The following is a 21,816-nucleotide window of genomic DNA, read 5'->3' on the forward strand; positions in this document are numbered from 1 at the left end:
GGAGATTGATCATAATGAACAAACAAGTAATCGAAGCATTAAACAAACAAGTAGCAAACTGGAGCGTTTTATTCACAAAACTACACAACTTCCATTGGTACGTAAAAGGGCCTCAATTCTTCACATTACATGAGAAATTTGAAGAGCTTTACACAGAATCAGCTACTCACATCGATGAAATTGCAGAACGCATTTTAGCAATTGGCGGCAAACCAGTAGCAACAATGAAAGAATACTTAGAACTATCTTCTATCCAAGAAGCAGCTTACGGAGAAACTGCAGAAGGGATGGTCGAAGCAATCATGAAAGACTACGAAATGATGCTAGGCGAACTGAAAAAAGGTATGGAAATCGCTCAAGAATCTGACGACGAAATGACATCTGACCTACTACTAGGCATCTACACAGAACTAGAAAAACACGCTTGGATGCTACGTGCGTTCTTGAATCAATAATAGATTAAAAGCGAAGGCGGCTCGTTCAGAACAGGAGGGTGTTGGAACTCCTGATTACGAGGCGCTTTTTGCCTCGAATGAAGGAGTGAAACAACCGACTGTTCTAGCCGCTGGAGCTGGATAAGATTAAAAGCGGAAGCGGCTCGTTCAGAATCGCAGGACATTGGAGCTCTCGACCTTGAATCGCTTTTTGCTTCGAGCGAGAGAGCGAAATGACCGGAGATTCTAGCCGCTGGAGCTAGATAATAAAGTTAAAGCAGAAGCGGCTCGTTTAGAGTCGCTTCTTTTTTATGGAGCTGTTGTGCGTATCAGTACATGAAATTTATATCAGCGATTTTTCAATTATATCGGCGATTCCATTAAATATATCAGCGATTTTCCAATTATATCGGCGATTCCGTCAAATTTATCAGCGATTTTTCCAATATATCGATTTACCGACAATTCACGACAATAATAGCACCCTTCTCTCCTACTTTTATCAATATATTACAATCTCTTTTATGTTAAAATATAGGAAACACCCTTTAGTAAAATAGATCCAAAAAGCTTTTCCAAATTCATCATTTACTACTTAAATGACGGGAGTGGTTCAGTTGAAAGACTACTTAATTAGAGCATTTTTTGCATTAATCACAGTTGGGATTCTCTTACTCATAGCTAATATTTTCAATATACGTGTCGAGGTTAAAGACTATGCGTTCCTCGTTGTTGTAGCGATTGGTGGCGGCTGGGGTGGCTGGTACCTGTATAAAAAACAAAGTAATCAAAATGATAAAGGCATTCCAAAGTAATATGGAATGCCTTCCTTTTTATTTCCGTCTATAGTAAATAACGAAATTTAGACCACTGATCAAAACAATCCCAATAAACATATTAGAAGACTGCACATCGCCACCTAAACTATATTCATCAGCAATAAATCCTAGCATAACAAGTGTTATCGCAGAAACACCAATACATATAACCGAAATAAACCAAAGCGAAAATTCATTAATCAACTCTTTCTTCTGCCTTAAAACAATTAGCATAACAAGAATAGACGCTGCTAAAATACTTTTAAAAACAGGATGTAAATACACAAACTCCTCCATCTATTTCTCCTTTCCCAAAAACACCATATCCTAACATTAATATATTTAACTAAATTAAAAACACATGTCTTTTTACGATAAAAAAGACATGTGTTTCTATAAATCGCTATAAAAACGTACTATGATAATTGCTTCCACTTCGTCCCCAAGACAGGACGTTCGTAATTTTGGATTTCATGAATTAGTTTATCTGCCGTCTCAGCGGAAACAATTAACTCTTTATTCGATGGATTCATAAAGCCTTCTTCTGCTGCACGTTCAACCATTTGCAAAATTGGTCCGTAAAAGTCTTTTATGTTCAATAAACCAACCGGCTTATTATGTATACCAATTTGTGACCAACAGACAACTTCAAATAGCTCTTCAAACGTTCCATATCCACCTGGTAATGCAATGAAAGCATCCGCAAGCTCTGCCATTTTCGCCTTGCGCTCATGCATCGTTTCTACTTCAATTAGTTCTGTTAATCCTGTATGCACAATCTCTCCTCGGAATAGACCGCGTGGCATAACACCTGTTACACGTCCACCTAAGCGAAGAACTTCATTTGCTACTTCTCCCATTAATCCAACACATGAACCACCGTATACGAGCTCATAGTCGTTCTCAACAAACATTTTCCCTAATTCAATCGCCTGCTCTTTGAACTCTGTTCTCTCCCCTAAATTGGAACCTGCAAACACACAAATCTTTCTCATTCCTACACCCCGAAACTATATATTGTTATGATACAATTGACATTGTACAACATATTGAAGGGATGAGGAAGAAATGGATATCGTTGCATTTCAAAGATGGGTTGAGGAATTTTACGAAAAACGAAGCTGGTCACAGTATAATGCCTTTATTCGCTTAAATTTCTTAACTGAAGAAGTTGGGGAAGTTTCACGAGTTGTTCGCGCTATTGAAATTGGCCGTGATCGCCCTGATGAAGACGCGAAAACAGAAGAAGAGTTAAAACAAGAACTAAAAGAAGAACTTGGTGATGTACTATCTAATCTTATTATTCTTTCACAAAAATATGATTTAGATTTACAAGACATTATGGAAGCACACGTCACAAAGCTTTCGAAAAGGTTCGAAACATCTAAATGAGAATATTATCAATTATGATATAATATTCTTGTCACAATAATAAGGGGGATTTTATGTTATCTAAAAAATTGCACGACGCACTAAACGATCAAATGAACTTTGAATTTTACTCTGCCCATGCTTATATGGCAATGGCTGCTTACTGTACAGCTGAGAGCTATGATGGATTCGCTAACTTTTTCCTTGTACAAGCTGAAGAAGAGCGTTTCCACGCAATGAAGCTTTACAACTACATTAATGACCGCGGCGAGCGCGCTATTATTACTGGCTTTGATAATCCGAATAACGAATATGAATCTGTACTGAACGCTTTTGAAGTTGCACTTGAGCACGAGCGTGAAGTAACGAAGCGTATTTACAACTTATCTGATATCGCTTGGGATGAGCGTGAGCACGCAACAATTACATTCTTAAAATGGTTCGTTGATGAGCAAGTAGAAGAAGAAGCTTCATTCGATAGCATCATTCAAAAATTAAAACGTATTACAAGCGATTCAAACGCACTATTTATGCTAGATGCTGAATTAGAGAAACGTACATTTACGCCTCCAGCTGAATAATACTTTTAATCACCTTAATGAATGAATTAAGGTGATTTTTTAATTTGTTCTTCTCTAAGCTTAATAAGCTTAGCCAAATCCTTCTTCTACTATGCTTAAATATCCATGTATGAATTTCAAAAACGCCCTAGCATCTTCTCCAGTTAAACGATTAATGTTATCTATAACCTCATCAAGTTCCTTTAAAATATCCTGTTCTTTCAACCTAATTCCCCCTCTCTGTATTATTTATCATACCAAAATAAAAAAGCCGTTCATCCTCTAAGTGAAAGATAAACGACTTCTTTATTATTTTATTTAAAGCATAACCCCAACGATAATCGCTGATAATATACTTACTAACGTTGCACCGTATACAAGTTTTAATCCGAATGAAGATACAACGTTTGCTTGTTTTCCGTCGATACTCTTCGTTGCACCTGCGATAATTCCGATAGATGAGAAGTTCGCAAATGATACAAGGAAGATGGATAAAATACCTACTGTACGAGCTGATAAATCACCAGCTACTTTACCTAAATCAAGCATTGCAACGAATTCGTTCGTTACTAATTTTGTTGCCATAATTTGTCCTGCTTGTAGCATCTCTGATGTTGGAATACCCATTACGAATGCTAATGGTGAGAAGACATATCCTAAAATGCTTTGGAATGTGATTCCGAAAATAGAATCGAATACACCGTTAATTGCTGTAATTAATGCTACGAAACCGATTAACATGGCCGCTACTGTTACAGCGATAGAGAAACCAAGCATAATATATTCGCCTAACATTTCAAAGAATGTTTGCTTTTTATCTTCTTGTAATTCTAAAATATCGTCTTCTTCTTTCACATCATATGGATTAATGATATGAACGATAATGAATCCACTGAATAAGTTTAGTACAAGTGCTGTTACTACATATTTTGGATCAATCATTTTCATATAAGAACCGACGATTGACATCGATACCGTTGACATTGAAGATGCACAAAGTGTGTATAAACGATTTCTCGGTAATTTGCTTAGTTGATCTTTTACTGTAATGAATACTTCACCTTGACCAACAATTGCAGCTGCTACCGCATTATATGATTCTAATTTTCCTAAACCGTTAATTTTACTTAATAAGAAACCGACTGCACGAATGATAATCGGTAAAACTTTAATATGTTGCAGGATCCCAATTAATACCGCTAAGAAAATAATTGGTAATAATACTGTTAAGAAGAATGGTGCTTGTCCATCGTTTGCTAGACCACCAAATACGAAATTAACCCCAGCTTCCGCAAATTTTAAAATAGCGCCAAATCCATCTGCAATCCCTTTTACTAATACAAATCCGATCTTTGTATTTAGTAAGAAATACGCAAGTACCAATTGAATTACAAGCATAAGTGCAATTGGTTTATATTTAATTTTCTTACGATCTGAACTTATAAGGAAACCTAGTACAAATACTACAAGTAAACCGACTAGAAACATTACTATCTTCATGTGTGAATCCTCCACTTCTCCCACGAGTTATCGGTCGTATAACGTATAACGAATGACGTCTGACCATTATTGTTAAAAAAATTTAAAACCCCTAAATACTATTAAACTGTTAACTAAAATCAGTAAGCGTTTACATAAATTGCAATTTATAAAAGGTAGCCTCTTCTCTCCTACCATACTTGAAAGTCTGAAATTGATACCACCTACAAATCAAATTGTAAGCGTTATCTAGGCGAAATGCAATATAAATTTTAAAAGATTTTTATATGTTAATATATTCCTAATTAATTGGTTTTTTTATGTAATTTAACCATAAAAAATAGCCCTAGCTATGAACTAGGACCATCCTTCTTTATAACATAACACCAACGATAATCGCTGATAAAAGACTTACTAATGTCGCACCGTATACAAGTCGTAATCCGAATGATGAAACAACGTTTGATTGATTTTCATCGATCCCTTTCGTTGCACCTGCAATAATTCCGATAGATGAGAAGTTTGCAAATGATACAAGGAATACCGAAAGAATACCAACTGTACGAGCTGATAAATCACCAGCTACTTTTCCTAGATCAAGCATCGCAACAAATTCGTTCGATACTAATTTCGTTGCCATGATTTGTCCCGCTGTTACCATTTCTGATTGCGGGATGCCCATTACGAATGCTAATGGAGAGAAAATATAACCTAAAATAGCTTGGAATGTAATACCGAACATTGAATCAAACAAGCTATTGATTGCTGTAATTAATGCTACGAACCCAAGTAACATTGCTGCTACCGTAATCGCAATCGTGAAACCAAGCATAATATATTCGCTTAACATTTCAAAGAATGACTGCTTTTTCTTATTTTCTAACTTCAGTGTATCTTCTTCTTCCGTAATATCGTACGGATTAATAATATGAATAATAATGAAACCACTAAATAAATTTAATACAAGTGCTGTTACTACATATTTCGGTTCGATCATTTTCATATAAGAACCAACGATTGACATTGATACTGTCGACATGGAAGATGCACATAATGTATATAAACGGTGTTTTGGGATTTTACTTAATTGATCTTTTACTGTAATAAATACTTCTGCTTGCCCAACAATGGCAGCTGCTACTGCATTATATGATTCTAGTTTTCCTAGACCATTTACTTTACTTAACAAAGTACCAATAGCGCGAATAAATATCGGTAAAATTTTAAAGTGTTGCAAAATTCCGATTAAAACGGCAAAGAATACGATTGGTAATAGTGCTGTTAAGAAGAATGAAACCTCTCCTTTATTAACAAGGCCACCAAATACGAAAACGATTCCAGCTTCCGCATATCCAAGAAGCGCGCCAAATCCATCTGAAATTCCTTTTACTAAAATATAACCAACTTGCGTATTTAATAAGAAATAAGATAGCGCTAGCTGAATAACAAGCATAATTGCGATTGGTTTATACTTAATCTTCTTTCGATCGGCACTTATAAGAAAACCGAGTACAAATACAACAAGTAATCCTACAAGAAACATAACAAACTTCATTAATAAAATCCTCCATTTAACTCTTCATTAACGTTGAACGTCTGACCACTCAAAATAAGAAATAATCCGAACTTTCCATTTCTCCTCCGAAAGCTTTAATCGGATAGAAAAGATCATAAAACCTCTTATTTCAAAGGCATTTTCCATTCTAACATAAATCACAACTCATATCCGCACTTTTCTTAAAAAAAATACATTTTATTATAAAGCATTCATTAATGTTCGTCTTTTGCATTATAAAGTGAAACTTTAATGAGCGAGAGTTTTACTTCACACAAATAGCTGAACCAATAAAAAATGAGCATCAAGTTTCACTTGATGCTCACCTCATTATACCGCTTTTTCTTTATCTGCTACTTGCTCTTCCCAGCACTCTGTATTTTTCAAGCCTGGAATAGAATTTGCGTAAAAGACTGGATCTTTTCCTTGTTTCTTTTGCTTAATATAATCTGATAACGCCGCGAAAGCGTACTTAGAAAGGAATACGATCGCCACTAAGTTAATAATAGCCATAATCCCCATGAATAAATCTGCTAAATCCCAAACGATTTGAATTGTTGCTACAGACCCTAACATAACCATACCAAGTACAGCAATGCGGTATGCATTTAATAGCACTTTACTTCCATTTAAGAACTCAATATTTGTTTCACCATAGTAGTAGTTACCTACTAATGAACTGAATGCAAATAAGAAGATTGCCACTGCTACAAATATAGAAGCCCATGGGCCGATATGTTGGCTTAACGCCTGCTGCGTTAATTGAATACCATTTAGATCAGCTGCATTATGCACATCTGATAATAAAATAATAAATGCTGTACAACTACAAATTAATAATGTATCTGTAAATACCCCTAAAGTTTGAATGAAACCTTGTTTAACTGGGTGCGTTACGTTTGCAGTCGCAGCTGCATTCGGCGCACTACCCATACCAGCTTCATTTGAGAATAATCCACGTTTTACCCCTAGTAAAATCGCAGCTCCTAATCCCCCGCCTACTACTTCTTTAATTCCGAAAGCATGTAAGAAAATTTCTTTAAATACATATGGAATTGCCGTAATGTTTGTTACAACAACGAATAATGCAACTGCTACATATATAATTGCCATTACTGGAACAATCATTTCAACCGCACGTGCAATTCGCTTAACCCCACCAAAAATAATGATTGCAAGTAAACCAGCCATAAACAGACCTACAAACTTACCATCTGTGTTAAATGCTCCATCAAAAGCCGCCGCTACTGTGTTTGACTGCACGGCATTGAAAATTAATCCGAAACTCACTGTTATTAAAACAGAGAAGACAACCCCTAGCCAGCGTTTTTTCAACCCTTTTTCCATATAATACGCTGGGCCACCACGGAATGCATTCCCATCTTTTACTTTATAAATTTGCGCTAATGTGCTCTCTACAAATGCAGAGGCACCCCCAATTACCGCGATTAACCACATCCAAAATACAGCACCTGGACCACCCGCTGAGATTGCAATAGCTACACCAGCTAAGTTACCAGTCCCTACACGAGAAGCTGTACTCATACAAAATGCTTGGAATGATGATACACCACTTTTTTCTTTTTGTGCTTTTCTTGTCTTTGAACTCGCCCCGTCCCCAAGTAGGCGAATCATTTCTCCGAAGTAACGAATTTGGACAAATTTCACACGAAACGAAAAGTAAAGTCCTAATCCAATTAACATCGCAATAATGATATATGACCAAAGGACATTATTCACATCCCCAATTACCTTAGCTAAAAAATCCATACTTGTATTGCCCCCTCTTCCTAACAATAAGAAAATTATATTCTAAAAACTTTTAGTAATCAAGAATTTTCGACAAAAACATGTTAGATTTTATAACATGGTAATGTCAACAATTATAACATACGCATTTATTATAGACATTATCTCAATCATCTTTTAGCCTTAATATCATTAATCACAACAAAAAAACGAGCATCGAATTCATCTCGATGCTCGTTTTTTTATTATACTGCTTTTTCTTTATCAGTTACCGCCGGCTTATCCCAACACTCTGTGTTCGTTAAACCAGGGATAGAATCTGCACTGAATACTGGATCTTTCCCTTGTTTCTTTTGTTTCACATAGTCCGCTAATGCTGCATACGCGAATCGCCCAAGAAGTGTAATCGCAATTAAGTTTGTAATTACCATTAGACCCATAAATAAATCTGCCATATTCCATACAACTTGAAGCGTCGCAACAGAACCGAATAATACCATTCCCACTACCGCAATACGGTAAATTGTTAACCAAGTTTTACTTTGTTTAATGAATTCAATATTCGTTTCACCATAATAGTAGTTTCCTAGAAGTGAGCTGAAAGCAAATAGGAAGATAATAATCGCTAAGAAACTACTCGCCCATGGACCGATTTGTGAACTTAATGCATTTTGTGTTAATTCAATACCTTCTAAATTTGTTGCTTTATATGCACCAGAGCATAGTACGATAAATGCTGTTGATGTACATACTAAAAATGTATCTACTAATACTCCAATTGTTTGAATAAATCCTTGTTTAGCTGGATGTGTTACATCCGCTGTTGCAGCCGCATTCGGTGCACTACCCATACCTGCTTCATTCGCAAATAATCCGCGCTGAATACCAAACTTCATTGCAGCACCAATACCGCCACCTACAGCTGAATCTAAACCAAATGCACCTTTAAAGATTTCTGTGAAAACATCCGGTATTAAATAGAAGTTTTTAATAACAACGAAAACAGCTACTGCAATATAAATAATCGCCATCGGCGGAACAATCATTTCTGACATACGCGCAATACTTTTCACACCACCAAAAATAATAACCGCAACTAATACCGCTAATACGATTCCAACAACATAACGCTCAATACCAAATGCATTTTTAAATGCTAATGTAACTGTATTTGCTTGTACTGAGTTGAAAATTAAACCGTAACTAATTGTAATAAGGATAGAGAACCAAATTCCCATCCAACGTTTATTTAAACCTTTTTCCATATAATAAGCAGGACCACCACGGAAGCCACTGCCATCTTTTATTTTATAAATTTGCGCAAGCGTACTTTCTACGAAACTTGAAGACGCCCCGATAATCGCAATAACCCACATCCAAAATACTGCTCCAGGTCCTCCCATAGAAATAGCTAGTGCTACACCAGCTAAGTTCCCGATTCCGATACGAGCTGCTGAACTCATACAAAACGCTTGGAATGACGATACACTTCCCTTTTTACGTGTCTTTCCAGTTAAACCATCACTCATTAATCGAACCATTTCCCCTAAATGAGTAATTTGTACAAATTTTAATTTAATAGAAAAATAAAGCCCTAAACCAATTAACATTGCAATAAGAATATATGACCAAAGAATTGTATTCGTTGATGAAACGAATTGTTCTAACATATTCATACAATTATCCCCCTCCTTTTATCCATAAACCGAATTATATTCAAAAAATATTCAAAAATCAACATTTTTCGACACTTTACAACTTCCAAATATTAGGGTCCACAAGGCGGATTCAATGCTCTTTTATGACTTCACATTCACTAGCTGCGCATACTAAAACAAAAAATAATTTCATAAACAACGCCATTGACAAAAATACAAACCTGTAACTATAATGATTACAACAGGTTGTAACAAACCTAATTACACTAAATTTATTTATTTTTAGATATACACTTTAACAAAACACTTTGGAGGGATTTATTATGAAAATCGGAATTATCGGAGCAAGCGGAAAAGCAGGAAGTCGCATTTTAAAAGAAGCATTAGATCGTGGACATGAAGTAACTGCAATCGTAAGAAACGCTGCAAAAATTACAGAAGAAAATGTGAAAGTTTTAGAGAAAGGTGTATTCGCTCTTACATCTAACGACCTACAAGTATTTGATGTAATTGTAAATGCATTTGGTGCTCCAGCAGGTCAAGAACACCTTCACGTAGATGCAGGAAACGTACTTATTGAAGCTGTGAAAGGTGCACCAAATACAAAATTACTTGTAGTTGGTGGAGCTGGTAGCTTATTTGTAGACGAAGAGAAAACAACACGTGTATTTGATACACCAGGTTTCCCAAATGAATACCTTGCAACTGCTCAAAACCAAGGTAAAAACTTAGAAATCTTGCAACAAATAAATGACATCACTTGGACATTTATCAGCCCTTCTGCACTATTCGCATTAGGAAAACGCACTGGCTCTTATACAGCCGGAAAAGACAACCTTCTTGTGAACTCAAAAGGTGATAGCTACGTAAGTTACGAAGACTTCGCAGTTGCAGCACTTGATGAAATCGAAAATCCAAAACATGTGAACGAACGCTTCACAGTTGTTTCTGAAGCTGAATAATAGAAAAAGCTCGTAAACATAATGTTTACGAGCTTTTTTTATCATCTGTTATATTGATTCGGTTTATGTGGTTCATTTGGTGTATAGGGTTTATTTGGTTTATTATCATGACCATTTGCTTTTTTCCAACTTACCGCTAACTCTGGGCTCGTTTTCTCTTCACTACGCTCAAGTAATACAACCGCATTTTGAATCGTTGGCGTTCCTTTATGTGCAATACCTTGTAATTTCGTTAAATTCCCCGATACTTTAAAGCTAAATCCACCAGCTGGTGTTTGTTTCGGAATTAAAATGCGGAATTTTTCTCCTACATTAAATTCAGTTTTTGCTTCGCCTTTTTCATTTACAAACTTCGCGCCTTGTGGTGCACCTGTAGCTTGTACTTTATACGTTCCACTTTTCGCGTTTGTTTCTACTGTATATAAACCTGTTTCAAAGAAATCATTTTTCAATACTGCTTCTTGTTCTTCTGTAGGAGTTACACTCATCGTAATTTCTTGTAACTCTTCACTCGCATTTGCTTTTGCAACTATATCTTTCGTTACTTTCTCTACGTTTTTATTACGGAAATCTAAATCGTTAATATCGATTTGTTTTAATGCATTCCATACTGCAAGCTGTGTTGCATAATGTGCTTCTCTCCAATCGGAAACACCTAATTCTTGCGGGCTCTTTTGTGGATATCCATTTAATAGTACACGGTACACGTTAACATCCACTTTTCCCATTTCCGGTAAATCTTGACCGCTTGGAGATTTCAAATCTACATTTAAGCAAAATGCAATTTTTCCATCTGCCGTTTTAATAAGCTCTGTTCGGATTGGTTTCTTCTTTGACTTACTATAACTCCAATCCATTTCATACTTTGTATGATCCATAACTTCTGCGAATGCTTTTTGAAGCGGGAATAACACAAATAAAACACTTAAAAAAACAGCTAAAAGTTTGAACGATTGCTTTATATTCATGTTTACAACCCCTTATGAAATAACAATTTACTAATAAGTAGTATTTAGTTAGAAAATTTTTTTATACATAAACACAACAAAAAAAAGAGTGCAAATGATTTGCACTCTTTTTCTCTACTTTAATCTTAGAAATCGAAGTTATCAGGATCTGGACCAACACGGTGATTTTCGTTTAAAGCATCGATTTTTTCCATATCTTCTTTCGTTAATTCAAAGTTGAATACATCAGCGTTTGCAATAATACGGTGTTCTTTCGTTGATTTTGGAATTGTAATCACTCCATTTTGTAAGTCCCAACGTAAGATAACTTGGGCTGTTGTTTTGCCGTGTTTATCAGCAATTTCTTGTAATGTTTCGTTATCTAATAATTGACCTTGCATAAGTGGTGACCATGCTTCCATTTGAATACCTTGCTCTTTACAGAAAGCTTGTAATTCTTTTTGCGTTAAACGAGGGTGGTATTCTACTTGGTTAATCATCGGTTTAATTTCTGCATCTTTCATTACATCTTGTAAGTGATGGATTTGGAAATTACTTACGCCAATTGCACGCACGCGTCCTTCTTTATAAAGTGTTTCTAGCGCTCTCCATGTATCTTTATATTTTCCTTCTACAGGCCAGTGAACAAGATATAGATCTAAATAATCTAGTTCTAATTTTTTTAAGCTCTCTTCGTATGCAGCAATTGTTTCTTCATATCCTTGATCTGCGTTCCATACTTTTGAAGTGATGAATAAATCTTCTCTTGAAATACCAGTTGCTTCGATACCTGCACGAATTCCTTCACCTACAGCTTTTTCATTTCCGTAAATCGCCGCTGTATCGATGCTGCGGTATCCTGCTTTAATCGCTGATTTTACAGCTTCTACAAGTTCTGGTCCTTCTTCTACTTTAAATACACCTAAACCGAACCAAGGCATTTCTACACCATTATTTAATACTGCTTTACTTTGTAAGTTTTTCATTTTATTTTCTCTCCTTTTATCCCGCATTAACGGGCAGTAAAATTCCCACTTCAAAACTCGGCTGAAGCAAAGACGTTAAGTGGGAAATAAACTGCCCGTAAACGTCCGATTGGTTCAACTAATAATCATTGGTGGAAGAACACCCCCACTGATTAAAGTTTCACTTTATTTTACTTGATCTCTTTTTTCTAATGTCATACTCCACGCTGTTAAAATAACAGCGCCTACTACCATAATGCCACCTACCCAAGCAGTATGGATTAATCCTAACGAATTCGTTACAAGGCCACCTATATAAGAACCTAGAGCAATCCCTGCATTAAATGCGGCAATGTTAATTGCTGAAGCAACATCAACCGCACTCGGAACAAAGCGCTCTGCCAATATAACTACATATACTTGTAGCCCCGGAACATTCATAAATGCGAATAGTCCCATGAAAATAATTGTGATTAACCCAGCTACTTTAAATGGCGCTGTAAATGTTAAAACAAATAATATAACCGCTTGAATAAAGAACATGTAAAATAGCGCTCGAATCGGATTATGATTCGATAATTTTCCGCCAACCATATTCCCTATCGCAATGGCGATTCCATACACTAATAAAACGATGGTAACGGTACTTGCTTCAAATCCTGTTACTTCTTGTAATAACGGTGATAAGTACGTAAATGTTACGAATGTTCCACCGTATCCTAGTGCAGTAATAATGAAAACCAGTAACAGTCTTCCATTTTTAATTAGTTTAAATTGATCACGAAACGATACAGGTACACCATTTTTTAAATTAGATGGGACCAGTATGCTGTTTGAAATAAAAGCAATAATTCCAATTACAACAATCGCCATAAATGACGCTCTCCAGCCAAATTGTTGACCGATAAATGTTCCAATTGGCACACCTGTAATAGTCGCAACTGTTAATCCAGTAAACATAATCGCAATGGCGCTAGCACGTTTATTCTCTGGTACGATTGCAGCTGCAATTGTAGATCCTATCGACATAAACACGCCATGTGCAAATGCAGATACAATCCTTGCGATAATTAATATAGTGAAGCTTGTTGCTACTGCCGCAATGCCATTACCAATAATGAAAATAACCATAATCCACATTAATAATGTCTTTCTCGACATACTAGCCGTTAACGCTGTTAAGACAGGAGCTCCTACCGCTGCCCCTAACGCATATAGGGAAACAGTTAAACCCGCTGTTGTCACCGAAACATTTAAATCTTTTGAAATGGATGGTAATAAACCGACACTAATAAACTCAGTTGTCCCAATTCCAAACGCACTAATTGCTAGTGCTAATAAAGCAAACATACTTCTTCGATTCGTCTGGACTTCGGAAGATGGTACTGTATATGAACTCAATTGAATTCCTCCTTATTACAAGAAATCCAATCATAATAGTGCGATAAAAAGGCCCTTTTATCTTCTAAAAAATATATTTAATCTCTACAAATGCTATTATGAATGGTTTCATTCTTTTTTTGAAGAACGCACTTTAAAGTACGATAGGCACTAAAAAGTAACATAGTCACTTTTTGGTACCGTACTACTCATTTGCTTCTCACATGTGCTATTATGAAACATATTTAACATGATAAAAAGTACGTACTTTAAAGTGCTATAGGTACTAAAAAGTAACATTTGTATGATTTAACTTATTTTACTCACAAAAGGAGGGTTTCATATGAAGAAATACAATATTCCTGTAGAGGCGACCTTAGAAGTTATCGGCGGCAAATGGAAGGTTGTTATTCTTTGTCACTTAACGAAAGGTACAAAGAGAACGAGTGAACTAAAACGTTCAATGCCTGGTATTACACAAAAAATGTTAACGCAGCAATTACGTGAATTAGAAGACGACGGCGTTATTCAAAGAAAAGTATACAATCAAGTCCCACCAAAAGTAGAATATTCTCTTACTGATTACGGTTGGTCTTTAGAATCGATTCTTGATTCTCTTTGTTCTTGGGGCGAATGCCATCTTGAAAAGGAAGGTAACACATCAATGCTAATTGCAGAAGGTGAATAATAGGAAAAAGGAAAAAACGAACATGAATTTGTTCATTTTTTCCTTTTTTTCTTATTATATATGTATATTTCTAACTGAAACAAAATATTTTATACGCTTTCATACCTTGTCAGTACTACGTTATACGCTCAATATCAAATAATTAGGAATCATTTTTATGTTAACATAGGTGTATATAGTATATAATATAGGATATATATTATATACACTTTCCGGTAACGGAGCTTTCCATTATGCGGACAAGCCATATATCGGACAGTTCATAAATAATAGGTAAGACGTTATGGTTTTAGATTTATGTTTGCAGCTTACTTGCTGTCATAAATTTAAAGGCATTTTATTGTGTTTTGTGAAACTTTGTATAAAGTTTCGTAACCGTTTACTATCTTACTTATAAAAAATAAGAGTATTGCTATCGTAAAGGAGAATTGGAGATGCCAGAAACTATGACTCAAACAAAGCCAGAACAAGAAACTGTACAAATTTCTGCTAGCCAAGGACAACTTGATGTACTTGATCAGTTGTTAAAACCTGAGGTACAAGAATCATTAACTACACTAGTAGAACAGCTTCCAAAATTAACTGAGCTTGTTAACATTTTAACTAAGTCTTATGACTTCGCTCAAACTGTTGCTACTGATGAAGTATTAAAAAGCGACACTGTTGGTGCAATCACAGAGCTTGTAGAACCTGTAAAAGATACAGTGAAAAGCATGGCTGCAACTGCAATCGAAGCGAAAGATCGTGCTGACGAAAGCAACGAAGTTATCGGCCTATTCGGTCTGTTAAAATTATTAAAAGACCCACAAGCACAAAAAATGTTCCGCTTTGTGAACGCATATCTTCAAATTAGTGCAGAACGTAACAATAAATAATTTAATTTATAACAACAATTAGTAAAGACGGGGGATATCATACTATGTCAAAACAAATTGTCATCTTAGGCGCTGGTTATGGCGGTCTTCTTGCCGCTTTAAACGTACGTAAATATTACAGTAAATCAGAAGCACAAGTTACAGTGATTAACCAATACCCAACACACCAAATCATCACTGAACTACACCGCCTTGCAGCTGGTAACGTAGCTGAGCAAGCAATTGCAATGCCACTTACAAAGCTTTTCAAAGGTAAAGATATCGATCTTAAAATTGCAACAGTTGAGTCATTCTCAGTTGATAGCAAAGAAATTAAACTAGCTGGCGGCACTACTTTATCTTACGATGCACTTGTAGTTGCTTTAGGAAGTAAAACTGCTTACTTCGGTATTCCAGGACTAGAAGAAAACAGCATGGTATTAAAATCTGCTGCTGATGCAAATAAAATCTACAAACACGTTGAAGACCGTATTCGTGAATACGCGAAAACGAAAAACGAAGCTGATGCTACAATCGTAATCGGTGGTGGCGGATTAACTGGCGTTGAGCTAGTTGGTGAGCTTGCTGACATTATGCCTAAACTTGCAAAAAGCCACGGCGTAAATCCAAAAGAAGTTAAACTTCTTCTTGTTGAAGCAGGTCCTAAAATCCTTCCAGTATTACCAGACCACTTAATCGAACGTGCAACTACTAGCCTAGAAGCACGCGGCGTTACATTCTTAACTGGTCTTCCTGTAACAAACGTTGCTGGCAATGAAATCGACTTAAAAGACGGTCAAAAACTTGTTGCTAACACATTCGTTTGGACGGGCGGCGTACAAGGTAACCCACTAATCGGTGAATCAGGTCTTGAAGTAAACCGTGGCCGTGCAACAGTTGATGCACACCTACAATCTACTTCTCACAAAGACGTATTCGTTGCTGGAGACAGCGCTGTTGTCTTTGCTGAAGACGGTCGTCCATACCCACCAACTGCACAGATCGCTTGGCAAATGGGTGAGTTAATTGGATACAACTTATACGCAGCACTAGAAGGCAAAGCATTCGAAGAGTTCGCACCTGTAAACTCTGGAACACTTGCTAGTCTAGGACGTAAAGATGCTGTTGCTACAATCGGAGCAAGCAATACTCCGCTTAAAGGCCTACCAGCATCATTAATGAAAGAAGCAAGTAACGTTCGTTACTTATCACACATTAAAGGTCTATTCAGCTTAGCTTACTAATCTGAATATAAGCCCGAATCATGCCCTGCATGGTTCGGGCTATTTTTATCCCGCTATTTGCGGGCTTGTAAAACTTCCACCTTAAAATCCAGTGAATACAGGGATGAAGTTGGAAGATTAACTGCCCGTAAAAGCCCGATTGGTTCAACTAATAATCAGTGGGGATGAACATCCCCCCACTGATTAAAGTTTCACTTTATCCGTAATTTTCTCTAACTTATTTATTCGGCAGAAGAATAATATAACCCTTTTAATTATCTAAATTTACTGATTATTTTATGTCCAAATTGTGTATACGAAAAGATGGAAGTATTCTTCCTACTCCCATCCTTTCACACAAACTATTCTCCTAACTTCACAAGGCTGTAGTTCTTCTTCCCTTTACGAATAATAATAAATCGTCCATCAAATGAATTTTCTACAGTTACATCCGTACCCACATCTGTTACTTTTTCACCATTCATAGATATAGCTCCATTATTAATGTCTTCACGTGCTTGTCTTCTAGATGGCTCAATTCCTAAATCAACTAGCCATTCCACGATGTTTTTCGTCTCTTTTGAAGACTCGAATGTTGGCATTTCTTTAAATCCTTGTTCAATTTCATCAGCTGTTAACGATTTAATATCTCCACTAAATAACGCTGCTGTAATTTTCACAGCTTGCGAAAATGCATCTTCCCCATGAACGAATTTCGTCATTTCTTCCGCTAATACTTTTTGTGCTTCACGTTTATGCGGCTCTGTTTCTACCTTCACTGACAATTCATCAATACGCTCTTTCGTTAAGAACGTAAAGTATTTCAAGTATTTAACTACATCACGGTCATCTGTATTCACCCAGAACTGGTAAAATTCAAATGGTGTTGTTTTTTCGGGATCAAGCCAGACAGCGCCGCCTGCTGATTTACCAAACTTCGTACCGTCTGATTTCAATAATAACGGAATCGTTAATCCGAATACTCTCGCTTCATGCCCTTCTAACTTACGAATTAAATCTAAACCACTCGTAATATTTCCCCATTGGTCACTACCACCAATTTGCAGTTGAACATCTTCTTTCGTGTATAAGTGATGGAAGTCCATCGCTTGTAAAATTTGGTACGTAAATTCTGTGAAAGAAATTCCTGTGTCTAAACGACTTGCTACAATATCCTTCGCTAACATGCTATTTATACTAAAGTTTTTTCCGTAATCACGTAAAAACTCAATAATGTTTATTTCATGTGTCCAGTCGTAGTTATTTACCATCTTCACTTCGCTATTCCCGCCGAAATCAAATAGCTTTTTCATTTGTGCTGTTAACGCATCCACATTATGCTGGACTACTTCTAACGTTTGCAGTTGACGCTCTGATTGACGTCCACTCGGATCACCAATTGTTCCTGTTGCCCCGCCAATTAAAATAACAGGATGATGACCAGCTAATTGGAATCTCTTCATCATCATAAACGGAATCAAATGTCCGATATGCATACTATCACCAGTCGGATCCACTCCGCAGTATAGTGAAATCTTTTTCTCTTCTACTAGTTTACGTAAACCTTCTTCATCTGTCTGTTGATTCACAGCGCCGCGCCATTCTAATTCATCAATGATATTCATCTTTTGTCATCCCCTTTATTTTTAAAAACAAAAAGCCCCTATGTCTACGATAGACATAGGGACGATTATTCACCGTGTTACCACCCAGTTTGCATAAATAGCATAGCTACTCATACCACTCTTAGCAATAATATCGATTGCTACTCCGCTTAGCGTTACCTAAGATACTCCAGAGTGTAATTCACAAGTTTGTTTGTGCTAGGTTCCAGCAACCCCTAGCTCTCTTTGATAACAGTGACAAACTGCTACTGGGCTCTTTCAACGTATATTATTTGTTAAATTATTAGCCATTATATTGAATTAAAAACAAAATGTCAACAATACCCAAATATTATTTCGAAATAATTCATACTTTATACGCTTTTTATTCAAAGATTATTGTAGATCTTCTCCAATAATCCTTACTTCTCGCTCTAATTTCACACCGAATTTTTCTTCAACAGTTTTTTGTACGAAATGAATTAAATCGATATAATCTTGTGCAGTTCCGTTATCAACATTCACCATAAATCCAGCGTGTTTTAAAGAAACTTCCACTCCGCCAATTCGCTTACCTTGCAGTCCTGATTCTTGAATAAGCTTACCTGCAAAATTATTTGGTGGACGCTTAAATACACTACCACATGAAGGATACTCTAACGGTTGTTTTGATTCACGCTTAAACGTTAAATCATCCATTTTTTCCTTAATCTCTTCACGTACACCTTCTTCAAGTTCAAACTTCGCTTCAAGAATAATATAATGATTATTCGCAAACACACTCTTACGATATCCAAATTCAAATTCGTCTTTCGTTAAAGTGCATAGCTCTCCATCACCTGTCATTACAACTGCTTCTGTTAATACATAAGCTACTTCACCGCCATATGCACCAGCATTCATATATAACGCTCCACCAACTGAACCTGGAATACCACAAGCAAACTCAAGTCCTGTTAGAGCATGTTCTAACGCAATTCGTGACACATCAATAATTGCTGCACCACACCCAGCTACAATCGTCGTTCCTGTCACAGTAACACCTGTAATATGAATTAAACTTACTGTAATCCCGCGAAGACCACCGTCTTTAATAATAACATTCGATCCGTTTCCTAAAAACGTAACTGGAATATTATATTGGTTAGCATACTTTATCACTTCTTGAATCTCATCATAATTAGTAGGCGCAACAAATACATCTGCTTTCCCACCCACTTTAATGTGCGTATGATTTTTTAGCATTTCATCTTTCTTTACATGACCTTCAGGCAATACCGTACTTAAATATTTATAAACCTCTTGCATATTCATTTTACGATTCCTCTATTTCTATAATCTTTTTATCCCGCTAGCAACGGGCCCATAATATCCCCACATAAAAAATACAATACAAATCCAAAGCTAAAGTGGTGGATACAGTGTACCTAAAATCAATTCGAGACACCTATAAACCTCTTAAATTATAAGAGGTGCCACTCATATTAAAATATATATCGCATAATAAAGCAACCCAAATGGACTACTAAACTCGACATGTAACCATATAGACAACAATTTGTAAAATATATAGGTTTTACAAAGTAATATCCTTCAATATCTTACTATACCACACGAAAATAAAGTGGTATTTTTTTGTAATCTTTACTTTATTTTCTTCAATAAAAAAGATGCTCTTACCTACGTAAGAGCATCCCTTTCATTTCCTCTTTAACTAATTTTATCTCGTCCACCTTCCCCCTCCCTTCACTTATTAGATAATCCGCGATACCTTTTATTCCATACAAAAGAGCACATCCAACAGAATGTGCCCTTTCTATACTTTTTAACTTATTTTTCGTTCTCTTCTTTTTCCTTATCAAACCATAACAGCTCATCATCATCAACTTCACCATTATAATTGATTAGAATCTCTTCTCCCGCTTTTATATCTTTGTAAGCAAAGAAGTTAAACATATGATTCTCAAAGACAATATCATACGTTGCATTCGGCTTATATGAATGATTAAATAACATGCCGTATCCTAAAAGGAATGCCGTATGATTTACCCCATACTCAAATGCGTAGTCAGCAAGTAACGTTTTCTCAATGTGCTCATGCTGTTCATTCGGATAAGAGATAACTGGTGCTGAGTGTATCAACTCACCCTTTTTAATATCACGAGTTGCAAATACACCTCTATTAAATTCTCCATCACTAAGTTCAGAAGTCTTAACTTCAATCATATGCGTCACCTATATATTTCTTTCTTCGAAGTATTTTTCTCCTTAAGCTTGGCAGAAAACGCGGAGAAAAGCAATTAAATTCCTACCAAGTATAAAAAGAGCACATTATTTGTGCTCTTTTTAGGTGATATTATTTTCTAGAATATCTTATAACGACAACTTCACCCGTTAGAAGATATTCTATGAAGCCCCACGTATCAATTACTTCAACTTAAATACCGCACTAACTGGGTTATGATCACTGTTTTCAAACTTTAAGTCTTTCCCTTGTACATTTACAATTTCAACATTCGGCGAAACGATAAAGCCATCAATAATAGTGACAAAGTTTTCACCTTCCACATATTTCTTCACATCATCCCTTACCGTCATAACAGATGGATCTACAGCCCATTGGAATCCTCCATCTGCGAAGCCCTTCGGTAACTCTACTAGCCATTCAGGACGCTCTTTCACAAACTTAGGATCACTTAGTTGGACATTAGAAAGTAACTGGTTCCAATCTCCACCTAATATTACGTAATCACCGTTTTGATAACACTTGTTCATATATTCTTTTAAATACTCTGCTTGTTGCTTTCTAATTTTTCCGCCCTCATCATAAGCAGATAAATGTATGTTTACGAGCCTAACATACTTCCCATTATCAACAGGGATTTTATGTTCAACAATCGCACGATCTAAATCGAATAAACGCTTCGGCCAAGGCTCCATTCCGGGTAGTTGGAACCGCGTTGCTGTTTGAACTGTGTATTTAGAAAATGTACTTAATCCGCCCTCAGCATATCCCATCGGCTTTGTGACTGGGACAGGAACCCACTTAGTATCGTAGTTCTTCCCAAATGACGAAGCATAATCAGGTAATCCTTTTTTCAAAAACTCATGTTCATTTACATCAAATGATCGGTGGGATTTTATATCAACTTCTTGCAATAACGTAAAATCACTATTCTCATTTTGTAAAAATGAAAGCATCTTCTTTAAGTTTACTTCAGTCTGTTCTTTACTACTCGAACCAGAACCCTTTCCTCCGTCCATAAAGAAGTCTTGGTCTTTATCTAATCCAGCGTATCCAATATTAAATGTTGTAACTTTAAATTCATTTCCTGGCTGCAGTACACGCTCTTTATTGTTTTCAACCTTTACGTCTAAAACATTTGCTGGCTGTTCTTTTGTAAGTGTCATATAAGCTAAAAAGCCACCTAGAATACCAGCTATTATTAAAATAAAGATTAATACTATTTTTAAAAATTTCTTCAACACACATGACCCCTTTTTATTAAATAACGTTTTATTTATCTGTATTTTCAGTTAAATAAAGATAAATTAAAGACACAAGAAAT

22 protein-coding genes and 1 other annotated feature are annotated in these 21,816 nt (G+C 36.1%); of the genes, 8 read left to right on the top strand and 14 right to left on the bottom strand.

Annotation, left to right across the window (positions count from 1 at the left end; all coding sequences use genetic code 11):
- Positions 1 to 14 precede the first annotated feature (14 nt).
- Both LUS72_RS25135 and LUS72_RS25140 read left to right on the top strand, forming a co-directional pair.
- Positions 15 to 455 carry a Dps family protein gene (locus LUS72_RS25135; protein ID WP_097832142.1) on the top strand — a complete coding sequence of 147 codons (441 nt, stop codon included), beginning with the start codon at positions 15 to 17 and terminating at the stop codon, positions 453 to 455.
- A gap of 596 nt (positions 456 to 1,051) precedes the next feature.
- Complete coding sequence (locus LUS72_RS25140) at positions 1,052 to 1,249, top strand: hypothetical protein (protein ID WP_000656312.1); 198 nt, start codon at positions 1,052 to 1,054, stop codon at positions 1,247 to 1,249.
- An 18-nt stretch (positions 1,250 to 1,267) separates the two neighbouring features.
- Here LUS72_RS25140 and LUS72_RS25145 read toward each other — a convergent pair whose 3' ends face one another.
- Positions 1,268 to 1,549, bottom strand: a complete 282-nt coding sequence (locus LUS72_RS25145; RefSeq protein WP_097832140.1) for a hypothetical protein — start codon at positions 1,547 to 1,549, stop codon at positions 1,268 to 1,270.
- A gap of 119 nt (positions 1,550 to 1,668) precedes the next feature.
- Positions 1,669 to 2,232, bottom strand: a complete 564-nt coding sequence (locus LUS72_RS25150) for an LOG family protein (RefSeq protein WP_170961064.1) — start codon at positions 2,230 to 2,232, stop codon at positions 1,669 to 1,671.
- A gap of 88 nt (positions 2,233 to 2,320) precedes the next feature.
- Here LUS72_RS25150 and LUS72_RS25155 point away from each other — a divergent pair, with 88 nt between their 5' ends.
- Positions 2,321 to 2,644: a MazG nucleotide pyrophosphohydrolase domain-containing protein gene (locus LUS72_RS25155; RefSeq protein WP_001990794.1), complete on the top strand. Its 324-nt coding sequence runs from the start codon at positions 2,321 to 2,323 to the stop codon at positions 2,642 to 2,644.
- Positions 2,645 to 2,697: 53 nt separating this feature from the next.
- Positions 2,698 to 3,204: a ferritin gene (locus LUS72_RS25160; protein ID WP_000949392.1), complete on the top strand. Its 507-nt coding sequence runs from the start codon at positions 2,698 to 2,700 to the stop codon at positions 3,202 to 3,204.
- A 69-nt stretch (positions 3,205 to 3,273) separates the two neighbouring features.
- On the opposite strand, the gene LUS72_RS25165 is transcribed toward LUS72_RS25160, so the two are convergent.
- From LUS72_RS25165 to LUS72_RS25185, 5 genes are all read right to left on the bottom strand, one after another.
- A complete protein-coding gene (locus LUS72_RS25165) occupies positions 3,274 to 3,408 on the bottom strand; it encodes a hypothetical protein (RefSeq protein ID WP_255290739.1) in 135 nt (44 codons plus the stop codon).
- A 93-nt stretch (positions 3,409 to 3,501) separates the two neighbouring features.
- Positions 3,502 to 4,683, bottom strand: coding sequence for a NupC/NupG family nucleoside CNT transporter (locus LUS72_RS25170; RefSeq protein ID WP_097832138.1), 1,182 nt, complete (start codon positions 4,681 to 4,683; stop codon positions 3,502 to 3,504).
- Between the two features lie 352 nt (positions 4,684 to 5,035).
- Positions 5,036 to 6,217, bottom strand: coding sequence for a NupC/NupG family nucleoside CNT transporter (locus LUS72_RS25175; protein WP_097832137.1), 1,182 nt, complete (start codon positions 6,215 to 6,217; stop codon positions 5,036 to 5,038).
- A 330-nt stretch (positions 6,218 to 6,547) separates the two neighbouring features.
- Entirely contained in the window at positions 6,548 to 7,987 is a 1,440-nt protein-coding gene (locus LUS72_RS25180) for an alanine/glycine:cation symporter family protein (RefSeq protein ID WP_097832136.1), read from the bottom strand.
- Positions 7,988 to 8,211: 224 nt separating this feature from the next.
- Entirely contained in the window at positions 8,212 to 9,642 is a 1,431-nt protein-coding gene (locus LUS72_RS25185; RefSeq protein WP_097832135.1) for an alanine/glycine:cation symporter family protein, read from the bottom strand.
- A 305-nt stretch (positions 9,643 to 9,947) separates the two neighbouring features.
- Between LUS72_RS25185 and LUS72_RS25190 the strand changes: the two genes are divergently transcribed.
- Positions 9,948 to 10,586, top strand: a complete 639-nt coding sequence (locus tag LUS72_RS25190; RefSeq protein ID WP_264448397.1) for an NAD(P)-dependent oxidoreductase — start codon at positions 9,948 to 9,950, stop codon at positions 10,584 to 10,586.
- Positions 10,587 to 10,627: 41 nt separating this feature from the next.
- Here LUS72_RS25190 and LUS72_RS25195 read toward each other — a convergent pair whose 3' ends face one another.
- The 3 genes from LUS72_RS25195 to LUS72_RS25205 form a co-directional block, all read right to left on the bottom strand.
- Positions 10,628 to 11,554 carry a thioester domain-containing protein gene (locus tag LUS72_RS25195; RefSeq protein WP_097832133.1) on the bottom strand — a complete coding sequence of 309 codons (927 nt, stop codon included), beginning with the start codon at positions 11,552 to 11,554 and terminating at the stop codon, positions 10,628 to 10,630.
- A gap of 125 nt (positions 11,555 to 11,679) precedes the next feature.
- Positions 11,680 to 12,519: an aldo/keto reductase gene (locus LUS72_RS25200; RefSeq protein ID WP_098774723.1), complete on the bottom strand. Its 840-nt coding sequence runs from the start codon at positions 12,517 to 12,519 to the stop codon at positions 11,680 to 11,682.
- 165 nt (positions 12,520 to 12,684) lie between these two features.
- Entirely contained in the window at positions 12,685 to 13,848 is a 1,164-nt protein-coding gene (locus LUS72_RS25205) for an MFS transporter (RefSeq protein WP_264449084.1), read from the bottom strand.
- A gap of 373 nt (positions 13,849 to 14,221) precedes the next feature.
- Between LUS72_RS25205 and LUS72_RS25210 the strand changes: the two genes are divergently transcribed.
- From LUS72_RS25210 to LUS72_RS25220, 3 genes are all read left to right on the top strand, one after another.
- Positions 14,222 to 14,566: a winged helix-turn-helix transcriptional regulator gene (locus tag LUS72_RS25210; RefSeq protein ID WP_000760481.1), complete on the top strand. Its 345-nt coding sequence runs from the start codon at positions 14,222 to 14,224 to the stop codon at positions 14,564 to 14,566.
- A gap of 434 nt (positions 14,567 to 15,000) precedes the next feature.
- Positions 15,001 to 15,441, top strand: a complete 441-nt coding sequence (locus tag LUS72_RS25215; RefSeq protein WP_001115309.1) for a DUF1641 domain-containing protein — start codon at positions 15,001 to 15,003, stop codon at positions 15,439 to 15,441.
- 44 nt (positions 15,442 to 15,485) lie between these two features.
- Entirely contained in the window at positions 15,486 to 16,664 is a 1,179-nt protein-coding gene (locus tag LUS72_RS25220) for an NAD(P)/FAD-dependent oxidoreductase (protein WP_000043193.1), read from the top strand.
- A gap of 341 nt (positions 16,665 to 17,005) precedes the next feature.
- Here the strand turns inward: LUS72_RS25220 and tyrS are convergent, their stop codons facing one another.
- The 4 genes from tyrS to LUS72_RS25240 all read right to left on the bottom strand — a co-directional run bounded on the left by tyrS (position 17,006) and on the right by LUS72_RS25240 (position 21,733).
- The gene (tyrS, locus tag LUS72_RS25225) at positions 17,006 to 18,268 is read right to left on the bottom strand and encodes a tyrosine--tRNA ligase (RefSeq protein WP_097832312.1); all 1,263 of its coding nucleotides are present in this window, start codon (positions 18,266 to 18,268) and stop codon (positions 17,006 to 17,008) included.
- Between the two features lie 54 nt (positions 18,269 to 18,322).
- Positions 18,323 to 18,539 (bottom strand) — a binding site (T-box leader).
- Between the two features lie 104 nt (positions 18,540 to 18,643).
- The gene (gene murB / locus LUS72_RS25230) at positions 18,644 to 19,561 is read right to left on the bottom strand and encodes a UDP-N-acetylmuramate dehydrogenase (RefSeq protein WP_097832313.1); all 918 of its coding nucleotides are present in this window, start codon (positions 19,559 to 19,561) and stop codon (positions 18,644 to 18,646) included.
- Between the two features lie 516 nt (positions 19,562 to 20,077).
- Entirely contained in the window at positions 20,078 to 20,473 is a 396-nt protein-coding gene (locus LUS72_RS25235; RefSeq protein ID WP_000573655.1) for an SET domain-containing protein, read from the bottom strand.
- A 201-nt stretch (positions 20,474 to 20,674) separates the two neighbouring features.
- Positions 20,675 to 21,733 (bottom strand): endonuclease/exonuclease/phosphatase family protein, encoded by a 1,059-nt coding sequence (locus tag LUS72_RS25240; protein ID WP_071770819.1) that lies wholly within the window; start codon positions 21,731 to 21,733, stop codon positions 20,675 to 20,677.
- Positions 21,734 to 21,816 lie beyond the last annotated feature (83 nt).

The sequence above is a fragment of the Bacillus cereus genome, assembly GCF_025917685.1.
GTDB classification, from domain to species: Bacteria; Bacillota; Bacilli; order Bacillales; family Bacillaceae_G; genus Bacillus_A; species Bacillus_A cereus_AT.

What these genes read in the sequence shown, in the direction of transcription:
- LUS72_RS25135 (WP_097832142.1), top strand. Translation starts at nt 15, where the DNA reads ATGAACAAACAAGTAATCGAAGCATTAAACAAACAAGTAGCAAACTGG.
- LUS72_RS25145 (WP_097832140.1), bottom strand. Translation starts at nt 1,549, where the DNA reads ATGGAGGAGTTTGTGTATTTACATCCTGTTTTTAAAAGTATTTTAGCA.
- LUS72_RS25155 (WP_001990794.1), top strand. Translation starts at nt 2,321, where the DNA reads ATGGATATCGTTGCATTTCAAAGATGGGTTGAGGAATTTTACGAAAAA.
- LUS72_RS25160 (WP_000949392.1), top strand. Translation starts at nt 2,698, where the DNA reads ATGTTATCTAAAAAATTGCACGACGCACTAAACGATCAAATGAACTTT.
- LUS72_RS25170 (WP_097832138.1), bottom strand. Translation starts at nt 4,683, where the DNA reads ATGAAGATAGTAATGTTTCTAGTCGGTTTACTTGTAGTATTTGTACTA.
- LUS72_RS25175 (WP_097832137.1), bottom strand. Translation starts at nt 6,217, where the DNA reads ATGAAGTTTGTTATGTTTCTTGTAGGATTACTTGTTGTATTTGTACTC.
- LUS72_RS25180 (WP_097832136.1), bottom strand. Translation starts at nt 7,987, where the DNA reads ATGGATTTTTTAGCTAAGGTAATTGGGGATGTGAATAATGTCCTTTGG.
- LUS72_RS25185 (WP_097832135.1), bottom strand. Translation starts at nt 9,642, where the DNA reads ATGAATATGTTAGAACAATTCGTTTCATCAACGAATACAATTCTTTGG.
- LUS72_RS25190 (WP_264448397.1), top strand. Translation starts at nt 9,948, where the DNA reads ATGAAAATCGGAATTATCGGAGCAAGCGGAAAAGCAGGAAGTCGCATT.
- LUS72_RS25195 (WP_097832133.1), bottom strand. Translation starts at nt 11,554, where the DNA reads ATGAATATAAAGCAATCGTTCAAACTTTTAGCTGTTTTTTTAAGTGTT.
- LUS72_RS25200 (WP_098774723.1), bottom strand. Translation starts at nt 12,519, where the DNA reads ATGAAAAACTTACAAAGTAAAGCAGTATTAAATAATGGTGTAGAAATG.
- LUS72_RS25205 (WP_264449084.1), bottom strand. Translation starts at nt 13,848, where the DNA reads ATGTTTGCTTTATTAGCACTAGCAATTAGTGCGTTTGGAATTGGGACA.
- LUS72_RS25210 (WP_000760481.1), top strand. Translation starts at nt 14,222, where the DNA reads ATGAAGAAATACAATATTCCTGTAGAGGCGACCTTAGAAGTTATCGGC.
- LUS72_RS25215 (WP_001115309.1), top strand. Translation starts at nt 15,001, where the DNA reads ATGCCAGAAACTATGACTCAAACAAAGCCAGAACAAGAAACTGTACAA.
- LUS72_RS25220 (WP_000043193.1), top strand. Translation starts at nt 15,486, where the DNA reads ATGTCAAAACAAATTGTCATCTTAGGCGCTGGTTATGGCGGTCTTCTT.
- tyrS (WP_097832312.1), bottom strand. Translation starts at nt 18,268, where the DNA reads ATGAATATCATTGATGAATTAGAATGGCGCGGCGCTGTGAATCAACAG.
- murB (WP_097832313.1), bottom strand. Translation starts at nt 19,561, where the DNA reads ATGAATATGCAAGAGGTTTATAAATATTTAAGTACGGTATTGCCTGAA.
- LUS72_RS25235 (WP_000573655.1), bottom strand. Translation starts at nt 20,473, where the DNA reads ATGATTGAAGTTAAGACTTCTGAACTTAGTGATGGAGAATTTAATAGA.